Annotated in this window: 9 protein-coding genes; all 9 read right to left on the reverse strand. The window is 60.1% G+C overall.

Annotated features, from left to right (window positions below):
- Positions 1–76: 76 nt before the first annotated feature.
- On the reverse strand, positions 77–3,463 hold the full coding sequence (locus K334_RS13315; protein WP_154655525.1) for a hypothetical protein: 3,387 nt from the start codon (positions 3,461–3,463) through the stop codon (positions 77–79).
- A 10-nt stretch (positions 3,464–3,473) separates the two neighbouring features.
- A complete protein-coding gene (locus K334_RS0102100) occupies positions 3,474–5,924 on the reverse strand; it encodes an ATP synthase F0 subunit C (RefSeq protein ID WP_027444431.1) in 2,451 nt (816 codons plus the stop codon).
- A gap of 11 nt (positions 5,925–5,935) precedes the next feature.
- The gene (locus K334_RS0102105; RefSeq protein WP_027444432.1) at positions 5,936–8,239 is read right to left on the reverse strand and encodes an FAD-dependent oxidoreductase; all 2,304 of its coding nucleotides are present in this window, start codon (positions 8,237–8,239) and stop codon (positions 5,936–5,938) included.
- A complete protein-coding gene (locus K334_RS0102110) occupies positions 8,220–9,926 on the reverse strand; it encodes a sodium:solute symporter family protein (RefSeq protein ID WP_027444433.1) in 1,707 nt (568 codons plus the stop codon). Before K334_RS0102110 ends, K334_RS0102105 begins: the two co-directional genes overlap by 20 nt.
- Before the next feature lie 134 nt (positions 9,927–10,060).
- Positions 10,061–11,080: a LacI family DNA-binding transcriptional regulator gene (locus K334_RS0102115; protein ID WP_021589556.1), complete on the reverse strand. Its 1,020-nt coding sequence runs from the start codon at positions 11,078–11,080 to the stop codon at positions 10,061–10,063.
- A 9-nt stretch (positions 11,081–11,089) separates the two neighbouring features.
- On the reverse strand, positions 11,090–11,563 hold the full coding sequence (gene ispF, locus K334_RS0102120) for a 2-C-methyl-D-erythritol 2,4-cyclodiphosphate synthase (RefSeq protein WP_025882296.1): 474 nt from the start codon (positions 11,561–11,563) through the stop codon (positions 11,090–11,092).
- Positions 11,564–11,575: 12 nt separating this feature from the next.
- Positions 11,576–12,748, reverse strand: coding sequence for a type IX secretion system outer membrane channel protein PorV (porV, locus tag K334_RS0102125; protein WP_027444434.1), 1,173 nt, complete (start codon positions 12,746–12,748; stop codon positions 11,576–11,578).
- Positions 12,749–12,809: 61 nt separating this feature from the next.
- Positions 12,810–16,358 carry a type IX secretion system sortase PorU gene (gene porU, locus K334_RS0102130; RefSeq protein ID WP_027444435.1) on the reverse strand — a complete coding sequence of 1,183 codons (3,549 nt, stop codon included), beginning with the start codon at positions 16,356–16,358 and terminating at the stop codon, positions 12,810–12,812.
- A 38-nt stretch (positions 16,359–16,396) separates the two neighbouring features.
- Positions 16,397–17,014: a fumarylacetoacetate hydrolase family protein gene (locus K334_RS0102135; RefSeq protein WP_021589565.1), complete on the reverse strand. Its 618-nt coding sequence runs from the start codon at positions 17,012–17,014 to the stop codon at positions 16,397–16,399.

A 17,014-nucleotide genomic window follows, 5' to 3' on the forward strand; every position in this document is an offset into this window, starting at 1 on the left:
GGACAGCTTTTACAACCTCAAAGGGCTGCTTCCACAAAGCCTTCCGCCAGCGTCGGCGCGCAGGGGGCCATCTCTGTCAGTCCTTCATGCCCGCAGGAGCCGGAAAACCGACGCTCTTCGTCAGCGTCGTCCTGGCCCCTTTGCGCAGCACCAGTTGCAGTTTCAACGCCCGACGGGCAGGCAACCGGGTGAAGCTCCATTCACAGGGGAAGCCTGCACGTGGCTTTTCGACCGCGGCCTCGGCCGACGGCAGGCAGCTCAGTTCGGCGCTGCAGCCCTCGGGCAGCGGCCTGTCGATGTAGCCATAGACCGAATCCCAGCCGAAAGGCGAGCGGATGCGGAAGAGATACAGTCGGCGTGTCTTGTCGAGTTCCACCTGCCGCATGCCGTCCGCCACGGGCGGCAACGCGTCTTCTTCGGGCTTTCCTACCAGCGGAAAGGCTATCGCCGTCAGGCCTTTCGGTGCCATGTCGGCCACGAACCGATGGTCTTGGCAAGCCACTTCGTCGCTTTCCACGCTGTTCCCCGTGCCAAAATCGTAGCGCACTGCCTGCGTGTCGGCAGCCACCAAGGCCGTGTTCAGGCTTACCGTGACACGCTCCGTCGTGTCGCGTTCGTTCATCATGACCAGCCAGAAGGTGTCGTCCGACACGCCCGAAAGCCAGTTGACGGCCGGCGAAGACACCGCCGCCACCCTCTGCGGCATGTGGAGTCGCACGCCGTTGTCGTGCAGGATGGTGCCCTTCGGCCCGCCGTAAACGCGATTGTTGAACCAAACGAAACCCTGCTGCTTGCCATATGGGAAGCGAATCGCGTTGCGCGAACGCTGCGTGGCCTCGGTGACGAGATAGTCGAAGGTGAAGGTCAGGTGCGACGGAATGTGGTGATAGTAGAACGAAGTGACATCGGGGCCTTTGTAAGGATAGAGCGAGTCGAGCGGCAGGTCGGTGTAGCCGGCCGCATAATAGCCCGGATAAGAGGCGAAGCGGCCTATCACGGCGTTGCGGGCGTAGGTCTCGAAGATGGGCGCGGTGCCCGTTGTGTTGAGTCGGAGCAGCGAAGGCGCCCAGGTGGAGAGGTACACATGGTTGAGGTTGTCGGCCTTCGTGAAGAAGGTCATGGGCTGTTCGAAGCTCAACCCCACGGGCGAGAGCAGCCGGCCGTCCACTTGTTTCTCCACCACATCACCCGTCTGGCGGGGATAACCCAGCTTGAACCGCTTCTCACGCTTCCAGAATATGTTGGCATTCCCGGTGTAACGGCCGCCCGGATGAATGGTCATGGGCGTGTCGTCGACCGGTGGATAAGACCGCTGCGCGGCCATCGTGAAGTGTGCCCCGTAGGCCGCGGCGGCGAGATAGGCCTTCTCCCGCGTGACGTCGTAGAGGTCCAGCAGGTCGAACCATTGTGGATAGGCCTGCGCGTGATAGAACATCCAGTCATGGACAGGCCTGGAAGGATTGGCATAAAGCGTGGAGTCGATCATCCGGTTGGCCCCGAGCATGGCGCGCACCAGCCACTGCTCGTCGCCTGTCAGCCGATAGGCGGCCAGGTCGTCGGCCCACGTGGCGTCTACGCCGTAGCCCTTGCTGTAGCGTGGTTTGCCCTCGGGCATGGCCAGTCGCACGAGCCATGGGTTCTTGTTCATCAGCAGTCGGTGGAGCGCTTCGAAGTGGCCCGTGTTGTATTGCGACTTGTAAGGCGTGAAAGTGTTCACCATCGTTTCCGTCTGTGGGTCGCGTTCGTTGGGAAAGCCCCATCTGAAGCCTTTGCGCGACAGCATATATTCGATGGCCGGCAGGGCGCGTGTCAGATAAAAGGACTCGTCGTGCGTGACGACGGCGGCCGAAAGGAGTCCCAGCGGCGCCGCCTGCACCACCTCGGTGCGGATTCGTGGATTGCTCTCGATGTCGAGAAAGCCGCGCATGGACGCGTCCCATCCCGAGGCTTCGTCGCTCTTCAGCAGGTTGACGGTGTGGAATGCGGCGTCGGTGAGTGAGGTTGTTTGCAGTCGGTAGTCCTTCACATTGAACAAATTGTCGGAGAGATACTGAAACGAATGGTGCCAGGCCAGGGGCAACAGGCCGAAGACGAACGACTCGGACAGCGTGGCGCCGGCCTCCTTGCGGGCCGCCGTGCTCCCGGGAATGGGCGCGAAGGCGACAGGCTGCACTTGGTTGTCGCGGTTCTTCAGCGAGAATCCCATGTCACAAGCCCCCCAACTGCGCGAGAGCAGACTGGGAACAGGGGCCACGAAGCCACACATTCCGCCGCGTTCCACCATGCTCACGGGCTGCGGCGTGAGTGCCAATGGCAGCAGATTGGGCGTCGCCGGCTGCCGGCGGAACTGGTACAGGGGCGAAAGAAGCACGTTTGAAATCGACTGCGGCTGGCTTTCGTGCAGGGCTGCAAAGGCCAGACTGTAGTATTGTGGCGTGCGAATGCGGCACGTGAAGTCCACACGGAAGAAGCATCTGTCCTTCGGCAGAGTCCAAAGAGAGCTCAAACTGTCGTTTTCGGCCGTGACATAGTCGATGCGCAGCGCGTCCGTTCCGACGGGTTCGCAGCGGTATGCCTTCATCGGCAGTGTCGTTCCGGAGCGGAAGGGGTCGTGCAGGTCGGCCGATTCGTACACGTCGTAACGCTTGCCGGCCACGCGCAACCGTCGGGGTTGCCCTCCCGTCCATGCAGGGAGGAAGCCGCTGTAGTTGAGCCCGGGCTGTTTCGACTTGATTAGAAACACGCCGTTGTCGGGCTGCGTCGGCTCCGGCGACACCCAACGACCGTCGGCCTTGACGGAAACCTTCTGCATCAGCGCGTCACCTTGCCTGTAGAGGCGCAGCCGCAGCAGCCCGTTGGACAGTTCGGCCAGCGGCGTGGCGGCTGAATCGACCCTGTTGCAGACGGTTGCCAGCCGGTCGGCAGCCTGCTGTTCCAAAGCGGTGAGGACGGGACGGGTCGTGAATGCCGCCAGCTGGCGAGCCGTCATGCGGTTGGGATCCAGGCTTTCGTCGGCAGTGAGCAGCACGGCGTCGAGGCGGGCGTAGTTGGCAGCCACGTCGCGGGCCTGCAACACGTGCTTGCCTTGAGTCAGTTGCGCCACGCCCACTTTCTCCCAACGATACCCATCGTGCCTGTGTACACCCTGAAGGGCCAGCGGCGTGCCGTCTATCAGCAGTCGCGAAGTCCGCGTTCCAGGTGCCTGAGCGGCAAAGTCCTTGGTTCGCGACCACACATGATAAGACACTTGGGCCGCAACTTCAAAGACCGTGAGCGCATCGGCAGCCCTACCGCCGCCCGATGTCACCATGAGCATGGCTTTGCCGAGGGCTTCCGGGTCTTTCTCCGTCTTCCAACCTCCTTGATATTGGAAGCTTTCCGCCTCCAACAGGCAGGTCTGCGCCGACGCGGGCTGCACGAATACGGCTGCAGCGCACAGCGTCATCATCCATTTTGTCGTCATAGCGTAGCGTTTATTCGGTCGTCTTAATGATTCGGATACCGTGCGCGGCCAGCATTCCGTCCACCGGCTGTCGGCGGGAGCCCAGCTTCAGCCGCATCCTCACGGGCACATCGCGGCTGTTCATCAGGATGAAGTAGAGATGCGAGCCGTGCGCCGACCGTGCGCCGAGCACCTCTATGTCGGGATTGGCGTTGTCGACGAGCCGTTCTTCGAGCGTCAGCGTCACCCGTTCGCCATCAATGACGCCTGCACGAAAGCCCGTAATCTTGTGCGGGCCTACCTTCGGCGTCACGAAACCGCGTGGAAAGGCCACCCGTCCTTTGCTTCGAAGCTCGGCTTCGGCCACGAGATAGTCGGTCAGCCAGCCCATTTGCCACCACGCATGCTGCGGATAAGGCAGCGCAACCTTGTTGAAGTGCGCCCAATAGTAGGCCGATATGCCCGAAAGAGGGTCTATAAAACTGTCACGTCCGTTGGCCGCGGCGCGCGCCATGTCGAGAAACAGCATGTCGCCGGTCTGCCGATAGAGTCGCACGAACATGCCCGCGAAACTCGAAAGCAGGATGGGGCCTTGGGGATTGGCCGACCCGATGACGCCGATATGCTCGCAAGCCAGTCCCGCCTGCGTGTAGCGCAGCGGATTGAAGAGGCTTCCCGACTTGTCTTTCATGAGCTTCGTGTCGGCCGGATGCGTATATATATAGGTGGTGAAGTAGCGTGCCGTGGCGAGCGCGGCTTCCCGGTAGCGCTTGTTTTCGGTGAGTTCATACATGTCGAGCAGGGCCTGTACCGACATTCCCGTGGCGAAATCGGGCGCAAAGCGGGTGTCTCCGCACACGCCCACAAAGGCATTCCGCCGCACGGCATGGCCTATGAACCAGTCGGTTCCACGCACGGCGGCGCGCAGATACTTCTCGTCACCGAGCATTTTATAGGCCACATACATGCCGTAAAAGGTGGGCCGCAGGTCTTGGAGGTCGGGAAGAATGGGAGTGCCGTCCGTCAGTTTCAGGCCCAGCGGCCAGCTTCCGTCCGGTCGTTGCATGGAAAGCAACAGGTCGGCCGAAGTCCGCAGGCTCTTTGACAGGGCCGAATCGGCCGGTTCGAACAGCAGCATGTTGGCCACGTCGATGATCGAGTAGTAAGTGATGGCGATGGGTTCGATGTGTTCTCCCCACTCTTCCACCCACCGTTTGCTCTTCCACAGGAAGTATTGGCCTTGTGGAGCACCCGCGTATTGGCCGTCGACGAACTGCTGTTTCAGCTTGAAATTGCGCACGAAAGGCAGCAGATTGTGGGCCATGGCCGTATCGTTGGCCAGGCGTACCATCATCCACATGGCGCCATAATCGGCGTTTTTCATGGCATCGTTGTCCGCTCCATGCACCCCGCCGCGGTAGTCTTGCGCGCTGATGGGCGTACCCTCGAAGTCCACCTGTCTGAAAAGGTGCGGCATTTCGGCCCTCATGTAGCGGTAAATCTTGCCCAGGCGCGACGAGAGTGACAGCGCATTGCGGGTCTTCCGCATGTTGTCGAAACCATACATACCGTAAACGACCCGCTTGTAGACGTCGTACCAGCCCCGGCGCGACAGGAGAATGCGGTAGGCGAAGCGCAGTGACTGTCCCTTGCGGAGCAGGGATTTGGACGTGCCCAACACCGGATAATAGAGTTGCGGCGTGAGCGTTCCCTCCGGATTCATGGCCGCGTAGCCCACATTCCATTGGTGATGCGTGTTCTCCCCACCGACATAGGGGCTTCTGGGATAGGCCTTCTCGGGCGCAACCCCCAAGGTGAGCCCCGCCGTTTGCAGGATGGACACGGGCGTGGTGGCGCACTTGTCCTGATAGAGAACGGGCCTTTCGGGCAGTCCGTGTTCATATACATAGGCACTGACGAAGTCGGGATTCACCCTCGTGGCATGCACATAGCCCGGGATGACGGCCTTGAAGCCCTTCCGCTTGTCGGCGATGGGCAGGCAAGGTGTTGACAACGAGAAGCAACCGTCTTGCCTGGCCACGAGGGTTTGGGTGACAGCAAGCGCGTCTCCCTGCATGGTGAAGCGCAGATACACGGTCGCCCAGCGGTTCTCGGTCGTGAGAATCAAAGGCTCCCGCGACACGATGCGGTATGCGGACAGCTTTGTGCGCGTGCCGGCCGTGAGCAAGGACACGTCGGTAACGTTGTCGAGCCATGCCCGCCGAGGGTAAATGAAGTTGCGTTCGATGAAAGGCACCTTGCATGAAGTCGTGAAAGTGTCGACTACCTGCGGCTTGAAATCCTTGTCGGCGACAAACAAGTGCTGTCCGCCCAAGGGCAAGCGCACTTCACCCCGAGCCGTCTGAACGACCAACAGGTTGTCGACCGGCCTGTAGACGGGTGCCGTCGGCTTGCCGGCGCCGCGCAATGTCCATGCTGCGGACAGCAGAACGAGGAGGGTTGTGATTCTATGGAACGTCATGGTAAGTCTTTTTATTTGAATTGTATGCCCATCAAGGCCACGGCCGCGTTGGACGACGTGTTTGAAAGACGTATTTCCAGCTGCCTGGCGACAACACCTTGTGGCCCGAAAGACACATTCACCAAGGCCTGATAGTTGTCCGTGACGGTGAAACGGGCGTGTCCGTTGACGACAATCTCAATCCTGTCGACACACTGCGGCATGCGGTTCTCGGCGTGTCCCCACTGCACCGACTCCATCGGATGGTCGTAGTCGACGTCGGCAAGAAGCGTCACCGCGCTGATGTGCTGCTCCTTTTCCCAGGTGAAAGTGAGCGTGGGACGGCGGTCGGACAAGGCCGCCACCCAGGCGTTGGGCTGCGCCACGGGACGATAAGGCAGCGACCGCAGGTTTTCAGGGCCGAAACAAGTCAGGCCGGGCGCGATGCGCATGGCGATGTTGTAGGCCTTCTTGCGCCGTTCGGGACACCAGAACTCAAAACTTTCCACGCCGATGTCGGTCAGCGGCTGCTGTCTGCCCCAGTTGGACACGGCCGGCAGCCGCTTGTTGAACACGGCCAGCACGCCACTGATGATGGTGTCGGACGACTGCAAGGCCACCTGCTCGTTCTTCATGAAGCACACGAAGGCGTAACAGTCGGTCGGAATCTGTGCGGCGAAGTCCAGTTGCCGCTCCTGCTCCCCTGCCTGCAACGCGAGTTCCTGCACTTCCAAGGTGCGGTCGGGGGTGTGGTTGAACGGCTTGCTGCTGACGCGCAACTCCACCCGCAGGTTGGTGGCGCCATCGGCGCGCATCGCAAGGGTGACGGAAGGCATTTCCCCTCGGCGCACGGGGAGCATTTGGGCGACCGAATGGATGAGCGTCTTCCACTCGCCGTTGGGCGGCAGCACGTCCAGCACCAAGGAGGAAGAGGCCGTGATGTCGGCTTGTCGCAGCACGTCGTCGGCAAGGGCGACGGCTGTCTGTGGCAGATAGACGCCATTGCGTGTGAGGAGTTGCTGCAATCCGGCCATGTGGCGCGCTTCCATCAGCCCATGGGGTGAGCAGTGGTGGTTCACGCAATACGCGGCGGCGGTGCCCACAGCCTCGCCACCCGCCGCACAAGTGGCCATCACCCGTGTAGAGGCAAAGGCCACATGGCTGGCGCTGATGATGCGTCCTGCCAAGTAGAGATTGTCTATGTGGGGCGTGATGTAGCAGCGATAAGGGATGGGATAGACGCCTTTTGAATGCCATTGGCTGCACGCCTTCTTCTCTTTGCTGAACACGCCGTCGGCCGGATGCAGGTCGAGAGACCAGCCGCCGAACGCCACCGTGTCGGGTTGAGGGCGTTGTTCGACAACATCCTGCTGCGTGAGCATGTAAAGTCCGGCAAACCGGCGGCTCTCGCGCTTTCCGGGAATCGTGCCCGCCCATTCGAGGGTGAGGCTTTCGGCTTCGGGAAAGCGGCCGGAGTTCTTGATATAGTTCCATATTCCGTAGACCACACTGAGCAATTTGTACTTCACTTCCTCGGTGTCGCCCACGGTGTCGAGGCGTCCTCCGTATTCAATCCACCAGTATTTGCAGCCGGCCTGTGCCGTGAAGAAATATTCCGGATTATGTATCTTGTTGATGTTGCGCTCCACTTCGTCGACGGTCAGGGCGAAATGAGGCGGCACATAGCGCACGGGCTTGCCCTCATCCTTGATATAGAAGAAGATGGTATGCCCCAACAGCTCGCCGTAGGTGGCCTTGTCGGGCGCGAACTTCTCGCCGAACTCCGCCGCGTCTTCCGCTCCCTGGCGATAATGGGCGCCTGACATGTAGGCCAAAAGGCCGTCGCCCGTCGCGTCGCAGTAGAGTTCAGCCTCGAAGTGGTATCGGATTTCGTTCTGGGGGTTGTACGCTGCCACGCCGCCGATGTTCCGCGCGTCCTTCTTTTCAATGTCATAGATGACCGTATTGAGGTAAAGGGAGATGTTCTTCTCGGCAAGAACCTTGTCAAGCAATACGGTGTCGAAGATGACGGGGTTGCCCTCTCGGTTGCGGAAAGTGTTTTCGACCAGCAGCTCATTGAGCAATCCGCCTTCTCTCGCCCAGCGGTTGTTGTTGCCCATGTGCGAAGTGGCGCCCAACACCCACAGACGCACTTCGCTCGAAGCGTTGCCACCGAGCACGGGACGGTCCTGCACCAGCGCCACGCGCAGTCCCTGCCGTGCCGCCGCTATGGCCGCGCACACGCCGGCCATGCCGCCACCGGCCACGAGCAGGTCGGTGGCGACGCGTTCGGTCCGTTGCGCGCGCTTGTTGCTTTCAAATTGTTTCTCTATCATGGTGATTCTGTTTTTTCATTGTTGTCCTTGCAGTCCATGAAAGGGCTGCTCCTATCAGCATGAAGCAGCCTCCTGTGCCTGCGACAAGACTACCATGGTCTGCCGACAGCAGGCCCAATGCCGCGACGGAAAGGCCGATGAAGAATATCCCCAGCCCTATGATCCGCTTGCTGTAGGCGTTTTCGCTTTCCACTTCGGGGCTTGTCCGCGCCGCAAGGCTGCCGCGGCGGGCGTTGTTGGCCTCCTCCCATGCGGTGTAGGCGGCGTATCGGCGGCTGCTTTTGCCCGCAAGTTTGAAGTAGAATTCGAACGACGCAAGCATGAGGATGGGCAGGGCGCAACCGAAAACCATCTCTCCCGTGCGGCTGAAGGCGAACCCCGTCAATGCGGGGGCTACGAATTTAAGCAGCGCGTTGACCGCAAGGCTCACGATGGTGGTGGCCAAGACGGTCGCCCCCGTTTGCCGGTGGGAGAACAATGTCCATATCACGGGCAGGTAAAGTGGCACTCCCGTGAGCGCAGCCAGGCTGATGACCACGTTCACGACGCCACCCATGTGCTGGATGAGCAGCGCGATGAGCATGCTGACGACACCGAATGCCACGGTGGAAAGGCGCGCCACCAATATGAGACGGCGTTGCGGGCTGTGGGGATAGAGGCGTCTGTACAGGTCGTTGGTGACCACGCCCGAGGCAATGTTGAGCTTTGAGTTCATCGCGCTGGTCGTTGCGAAGATCATTCCGCCAATCATCAACCCCAAAATACCCTTGGGCAACACCTCCTTGCACATCATTAGATAGGCTCCTTCGCTCTCCATCGCGCCAAGCGAGGGGTTCAACAGCTGATAGACCATGGGCGGAAGCATCCACAAAACAGGACTGAGGAAATACAATGCGGCGAAGAACCAGCCGACGCGACGGGCGTCGGTGGCCGTGCGGACACAGGTGAAACGTTGTACGTAGGCCCAGTTGCCACCCAGGAAGATGGCGTTGTAGAGGCCGAAAGCAAGGATGAAGGGCAAGGGATAGTCGTCGGTGGTCAGCCGGAAGAACCTTTCGGGCAGGTGCGCCACGAACGACTGCACGCCATCCACGCGTTCCAACGACATCGGAACGACGATGATGATGGCCGCCATGAGGATGATGAACTGCAACACGTCGGTGGAAACAACGGCCCAAAGCCCACCCACAGACACGTAAAGGATGCAGAACGCGCCCAAAAGGATGATGCAGAGGTTGAGGTTCAGCCCCGTGGAGACCTCAACGATCTTAGCCACGGGATATAGAAACGAAGCGGTGAGAAACAGCGAGATGAAGAGAAACAGGAAAGTATAGGTCTTCTGCACGTGTACGCCGAGGCGTTTGTCGATGTATTCGGCCACGGTGAGCGAACCTGTCCGGTGCCAACGCGGGGCTATCCACGTGCCGACCACCAGTCCTGCCACGGCCATGGTCCACTGAATGCTGACCGCCACCCATCCCTGAAGGTAGGCCACGGAGCCCCATACCACGAAGGTGCCGGCCGAAAAGAAGCTCATGAAGAGCGACAGACCGCTGGTTTGCCAAGGCACGGCACCACCCGCCGCGAAGAAAGAGGTCATGTTCTTGCCTTGTTTGGCAAACGCCATGCCTGCCGTGAGCACGCCAAGGGTGAGCAACGCCACCATGATAAAGTCGAGAAGGCTCATGATTGTCTGGATTCTTTTTGCTGTTTGATCGTAATAGGAGGTTTCCCGTAAGCAAAGTTACGGTTAAGAAGCGGCAAAAAGAATCAAAAAGACGGAATATCTACGTAAACGTTTACGTAACGTCAGACCATCGCCTACCTCTTGTCGACAGGCAATGTGGATTTGCGCACGTTCAGTTTACCGTCAAGGATGATGGTCTCAATGGGCGTCGCCACGTCTGCCATCAGCCGGAGCAGCCGTCGGGCGGCCATCCTGCCCATCTCAAACGTGGGTTGCAATACGCTGGTCAGCTCCATGATGCGCCCTATCGGCGATTCGGAAAAGCCTGCCACGGCCATATCCTGTGGTATGCGCAGGCCTCGTTTGCGCAATTCGAGCATGCAGCCGACGGCAATGGGGTCGTTGACGGAGAAGATGGCGTCGGGTCGTTCTTTGAGACTCAACAGATAATCTACGCCCACTTTCGCCCTATCTTGCTGAACACCAACGTACATGATGTATTTTTCCTGAATGGGAATGCCATGCGATGAGAGGGCGTCAAGGTAGCCTTGCATCCGCTCTTTGGTGACAGCCAGGTGTTCGTTGCCTGCCAGATGGGCGATGTTGCGGTAGCCGCATCGCACAAGATGGTCGACCATCTTGAACGCCCACTTGCGGTCGTCGAGCACAACTTGCGTGGCATGCAGTTCAGGCAACACACGATTGACGAACACCATGGGCATTCCTTCTGCCATGAGACGATTGTAGAGGTCGCTGTTGCGGGTGTCTTTCGCAACCGAGACGATAAGTCCTTCCACCATGCCGGCCTCCAACATCTCGATGTTGCGGCGTTCGAGCGTGGCGGACTCGCTGGACTGGCAAATCAACACTTGATAACCTTGCGCATTCATGACCTCTTGAATGCCGATGATGATTTCCGGAAAGAAGAAGGTCGTGAACTCCGGAACGACCACTCCTATCATGTTGTTGCGCCGTTTCAGCAGGTTTCGTGCGTGGATGTTGGGCTTGTAATTCAATTCGCGGGCCTTGTCAAGCACGCGGCTGCGCGTTTCTTCACTCACTTCATGGCTGCCGTTGAGTGAGCGCGAGACGGTGGCTACCGACATCCCCAGGCTTTTGGCAATATCCTTGATGGTGGTTTTGGGCGACCTCATTTCTTCTTCCTATTTCTCTATCAAGCAGACGGCATAGGCGGCGATACCTTCCTCGCGGCCCATGAAGCCCAGCTTCTCCGTCGTCGTGGCCTTGATGGACACCTGGTCTTCGTCAATGCCCATCACTTCGGCCATGCAGGCTTTCATGGCGGGCACGTGCGGATTGACCTTGGGGCGTTCGGCACAGATGGTGGCGTCGACATTGCCGACACAGTAGCCCTTGGCGGCAATGAGCTTCACCACCTCGCGCAGGATGACCTTGCTGTCCATGTCGAGTGTGGCGTCGCTGGTGTCGGGGAAATGATGGCCGATGTCGCGCATGTTGGCCGCACCCAGCAACGCGTCGCTGACTGCATGCAGCAGCACGTCGGCGTCGCTGTGGCCCAACAGGCCCTTCTCGTGCTCGATCTTGACACCTCCCAGCCACAAGTCGCGGCCCTCCACCAGCTTGTGGACGTCGAATCCCATTCCCACTCGTATCATATCCTGATGATTTTATCGTTTAAACAAATCCTTGATTCCATCCATGTCGAAGCTCACGGTGAAGCGGAGCGTCTGGTCGAGCGGGTTGCTCTTGGCCGAGGCGATGACGTATCCGGCGTCGATGGACAGCACGTTCATCTTGAACCCCGCCCCCACGGTGAAGTATTTCATGTTGCCTTTGCTCTCACTCTCATGGTGATAGCCGACCCGCACAGTGAACTTGTCGTTATAGGTGTACTCTCCGCCCAGCGACCACTGCACTTCCTGCAATTCCTCCTTCAGTCCGCCGGGCGCGTCGCTGAAGCTTTTGAAGATTCCCCCGATACTCGACACGTCATAATAGTCCTTCTGCACCCGCGTGTCGTAGTCCGTTCCGGCCTCGTCCGCGCCCTGGACGGGATAGGTCGGCACGAGCAGTTTGTTGGCGTCGGCGGCAATCGTGAACTTGTTGTACGCGTCGACGGGCACCATGAGCGAAGCGCCCAGCCGCAGGTTGGTGGGGATGAACTCACTTCTGTTGGACCCTCCGAACGAAATCTTGCTGCCGATGTTCGAGATGTTCAGGCCTATGCCGAGCTGACACTCGCGCTGTCCCAGCATGATATAGTTCTGGTAATAGGCCGCGATGTCGGCCGCGAAGGCGCTGCCGGGCGTCGTTTCCTGCGTATAATTATAGGTAAGATCCGAATAAATCCACCTGACGGCGGCGCCCAAGGAGAACTTTTCGCTCAACATCAATGAGTAAGCCACGTCGAACGACATCTCGTAGGGGTTGATGGTCATGTCATATTTGCCGTCGCCCGAGCTGCTGTAGCCCACTTCTCCCAGCGAGAAGTAACGCAACGACGCGCTCACGGCACTGTAGTCGCCTATCCGGTAGTAGCCCGAAAGGTAGCCCAGGTCCATGTCGCTCACCAACTGGCGCAGCCACGGCGTGTAGTTGATGGCCACGCCGGCCCTCGAAATGGCGAACGGATACTTGGCGGGATTCCAGAATTGCGACACCACGTCGGGGTCGGTGGCCGCTCCCACGTCGCCCATACCGCCGGCACGGGCGTCGGGGGCTATCATCTGTGAGGTGACGGAATACCTGACGGGGTTGAAAATCTTATCTTTCTGCGCGGACACGGTCAGCGCAAAGACCGGCAACAGGAGCGTTGCGATGAGTCTTGAACGGTTTGTCATCTGATGGTTTTATGCGTTTCTACTTCATTATCGCTATCATTTTCAGAAACGTCCGGGCCGCCTAATTATTGCCCACGACGATGAGTTTCTGCGCCTTCGACGCCTTTTTGCCTCCATCTGCGCCCACCGTCACCCGATAGATGTAGATTCCCGGCTGCACGCGGGCGCCGTTCCGCTGGCGCAAGTCCCACCCTATCCGATAGGAACTGTCGGCGGCCGTGCCGCTCTCCGCATGCGACCAGCGCAGCCGTCCGGCCACGTCGAACACCTCCACCTGCACCTCCATGCGACTGCCGCGGCGGTCGTGGTTGATGAGGAAGGTGGTGGCGGTGCGGGCGGGATTGTCGGTCACGCCGATGCTGCCCAGCTGCGGCCCCAGCCCCGGCACCACTTCAAACGCCAGTTCGGTCGTGGTGGAATTGTTCAGGACGTCCCAGGCCCTGAACTGCAGCCTGTGGGGGCCGGGCGAAAGTTCGGGAATGGTGAAGAAGAGGCGGCCTCGGGTGTAGCTGCCGAAGTCGTATTGGAAATGGTCGTTCAGTCGATAGGTCTTCTCGGCATCGCCGTCGATCACCAATTCCAGGTCGTGGCCAATGCCGGAACCCGACGCGTTGATTCCATTCGCGTCGTGGAGTTCCGCTCCGAAGAGCGGCGTGGCGTTCACCTTGCCGCCGTTTTCGAACTGCGGCGTGTTGAGATAGCAGAACAGCGACGGGCCCTTGCCGTCGTCATCGGCCTCGGCCGACCCGCCCACCAGGAAGTCCTCGCAGGCCCCGTGGCCCGTCAAATGCCGGTCGGCGTCGGCCGCGAACAGGTTGATCAGCCCTCGGCCCATGCTGTAGTTCATGTCCTTGGGCACGGCGAAGGTCACGGCAAACCGCCCGCCCCTTATGCTGTCGGTGCCATTGTAGAGCGTTTTTTGCCGGTCCTTGAACACGAAAGCCGTGTCCACCTCACTCTGGTTGTTCATCCGGCAGGTGACGGCTTCCTCCGAATCGCGCACCGTCAGACTGACAATGCCCTTGAAATCGGGCTGTCCCTCCACGTGGCCGACCACCCTGGCGATGGCTCCCGCCGCCAGCACGGGCATGCTTTCTCCGCCCACCGCAACACCGTTGATGGAGTCGACCACCACTTGGCACGACGGGAGGTTCAGTCTTACGGCCGGATCGCCCAGCAACGCGTACTGCAACTTGTTGATGGTGGGGTCCTGTCCCGTCTCTATCATCTCGATCTTGGCCAGCCGTTGCGCCTCGCCTATCGTGTTGTGACGTCCTCCGGACTGTCCCAATACATATTTAATATAGGCCTCGTTGAGCACCCGATTGTAGGCTTCATACACCGTCCGGGTCGTTCCGAAGAAGGCGAAGGTCCCTCCCTTGGGATTGAGCACGGCCGTCTCGCCGATCGTGGGCACGCTTCCGTCGAACGGCATGATGTCGCACGAGGCCGTCACCCACAGCGGCAGGTTCCTGTTGTCGAACGTCTCGAAGTCGGTGATGCGCAGCACGGCCTCGTCGGAAAGCTGATATTCTATGCCATGGCCGGCATAATCCATGATGAGCGCGCCGCTTTGCTGCTGCTGTTTGACGAGGCGGGCGGCGTCGGGATAGGTCTTTCCCGTGCTCGAAGCCACCCTTTCGTAGGCGTCCCACATCACTTTCCTCACCACAAAGCCCGGATGTGCCTTGACGGTTTGGTCGGCCGCCTCGTTTGCTTGCAGCATGTGGATGTTCTTGTTGCCGTCGTCTCCCATGAACATCAGCGTGTTCTGCCACGCTCCGGGCTGGGCGTTCTCCACGTAGCGGATGGTCTTGTCCACCATCGTCGCGGCCTCTTCGGGCGTCGTCACGGGCATGCGGCCCACCGCCAGGTCGGGTTTGCCGTAGGAATATTCGCCATCGGCGGTCGTCAGTTGCTCACCGTCGTCGAGCAACGTGTAGAAATCGTCCGCCACATAGCACTTCACGGCGTTGAAAGAGTTCTCGCTTTCGTAGCACAAGAGGTGGTCGGCGGGGTCTTTCCACCGTCCGTCGCTCGTCAGCATGCGGTTGTCCCACAGTCCGTCGCCCATGAGGAGCAGGTAGCGGGGCAGGTCCTGCTCGGTCGACGCACGGTCGTAGAGCATTTTCAGATAGCGCTTGTAGGCCGAGGCGTCGGGCGTTCCGCTCGAAAACTCATTGTAGAGTTCGTCGGCCGCCACGATTCTGACGCGCAACTCATCGTGTTGCTCGTGGAAACGCTTGAGTCTTTCGGCCTGTTCCCGCAACTTCCGCGACGCGGGGATGACGATGACCATGTCGGTCGGGCCGTCGCCGTGCAGGTTCTGGTTGGCCACCGCGCCCACATACTCGGGCGACGGGAACGTGGCGGTGAGCCTTGGCGCCGCCACAGGCTTGTACCAGGCCATCGACACATGGTCGAGCCGCATCGGGCCACCCGAAACCACCCGCAGGCCGACCGTCGCCGACGCCTTCAGCGAGCCGACCTCGTAGATGCCCGTGGCCTGGTTGCCATGGTCGTACTCGTCGGTGAGGCGCACACGAAGCGTGCCGAGCGCCTTGCCGTCGAGCGACACCTCCACATCCGTGTTGGTCTGGGCCGTCACGCAGACCGACAACCGGGCGTAATCGCTCTGCTGCGGATTGTCAATGACCACTTCCTTGGTCCCGCCGACACCGACGGATTCCGTGTCGAACAAGTTGCGGCCGCCATGATACCATGAAAAGCCGTCGACTTCATGGAGCGAATGGTAATGTGACGGCAAAGGATAGAAAGCGGAAAGAAAGGCCGTGGAATCCTGTTGCAGCGCGGGTGTGTCGGATTCGGTCAGGAAATAACAGCCATAGTCTGAATAAGGATTGCGCGTGCGGCGCGTGGCGGCCTTGTCGCTCCACGACACCGGCCCCTGCGCGTAAAACAGCCGCCGGCCATCCACCACGCATTGCGCCACCTCGTGCAGGTCGTCGGTCTGCCGCAGATAGTCGTCCGTGAGCACTTCGGGCTGCAACGCGCCGCCATAGCCGTAGATTCTGACCCTGCTTGCGTCGCCGAAGCCGGCCTTGCGCGCCAGTTCGTCGGTCAGCTGATAGACTCCCGACGCCGGCACCCGTATCTTGGCCCAACGTCCCGAGGCCAGGACGGAGCTTTCGGCATAGCGTTCGCCCGGCGCGGGGGCCTTCGTCCGCCCTCCCGCACGCGTAACGGCAGGCCGCGGACGAGCCTCCACCTGGAGCATGAAGCCCACCAGGAAGCGATAACGCCCTTCGTGGAACGCCAGGGGCGTCAGCTCCAGCTGCAAGGCGGCCTGCTTGCGGCTGACCGTCATCCGCTGGTGGACGGCGGGAAGGGCGCCCAACGGGGCGCGGGTCTTGCGCACGCAGGCGTCGACGTCGGCCGGCGACATGTCGAGATACTCGGGATAGAGCAGCCTGACCTGGTAAATGGAGTCTTGATAGCGGCCCGAAAGGGGCAGCGAAAAGGAGAAACGAGGCAACAGGCTGTCGATCCTGACCTCGTCATAGGTCAGGTTGAAGAACCGCTGGTAGGCCTGAACGTGCAGGGCCAGCAGCAAACCGACGACACAAAGAAGGTGTCTGAGCTGCTTCATATTGTACAGAAACGCCCGCAAAGGGGGCTTCGAGAGGGTTATTTACAATTGAATTCCAACACCTTGCGGTCTTCGAGATAGCCTTCCAGATGGTCGTCTACGCAGACCGGGCCGCACCCCGTGGGGCAGCCGGTGTAGAGAATGTCGCCCGTCTTGAGCGTGAAATAGCGGCTGATGTAGGCTATCAGCTCGTCGACGGTGTAGAGCATGTCGCTCGTGCAGCCCGCCTGCACGGTGCGCCCGTTGATGTCGAGGTGGAAACGCAGGGCCTGGACGTCGCGGAACTTCTCCAGACCGACCCACTCGCCAAGGGCCGCCGACCCGTCGAAACCTTTGCACAGCTCCCACGGAAGGCCCTCCCGGCGGAGCTTCTGCTGCATCTCGCGGGCCGTGAAGTCAATGCCCACCGTCACCGCGTCGTAGTAGCGGGGCGCGAAACGCTCAGCGACGGTCTTGCCCAACTTGCAGATGCGCACCACAATCTCGGTCTCATACTCGACGCGTCCCAGATGGTCGGGGATGAAAAAAGGCTTGTGGTCCTTCAGCAAAGCCGAGTCGGCTTTCGTGAAAATGACCGGAACCTCTGGTTTGGAAAACGGAACATGCAACGATTTATTGTGCTCGGGATAGTTCATTCCCACTGCAAATATCTTCAT

The organism is Segatella baroniae DSM 16972 = JCM 13447 (assembly GCF_000426585.1).
Lineage (GTDB): Bacteria > Bacteroidota > Bacteroidia > Bacteroidales > Bacteroidaceae > Prevotella > Prevotella baroniae.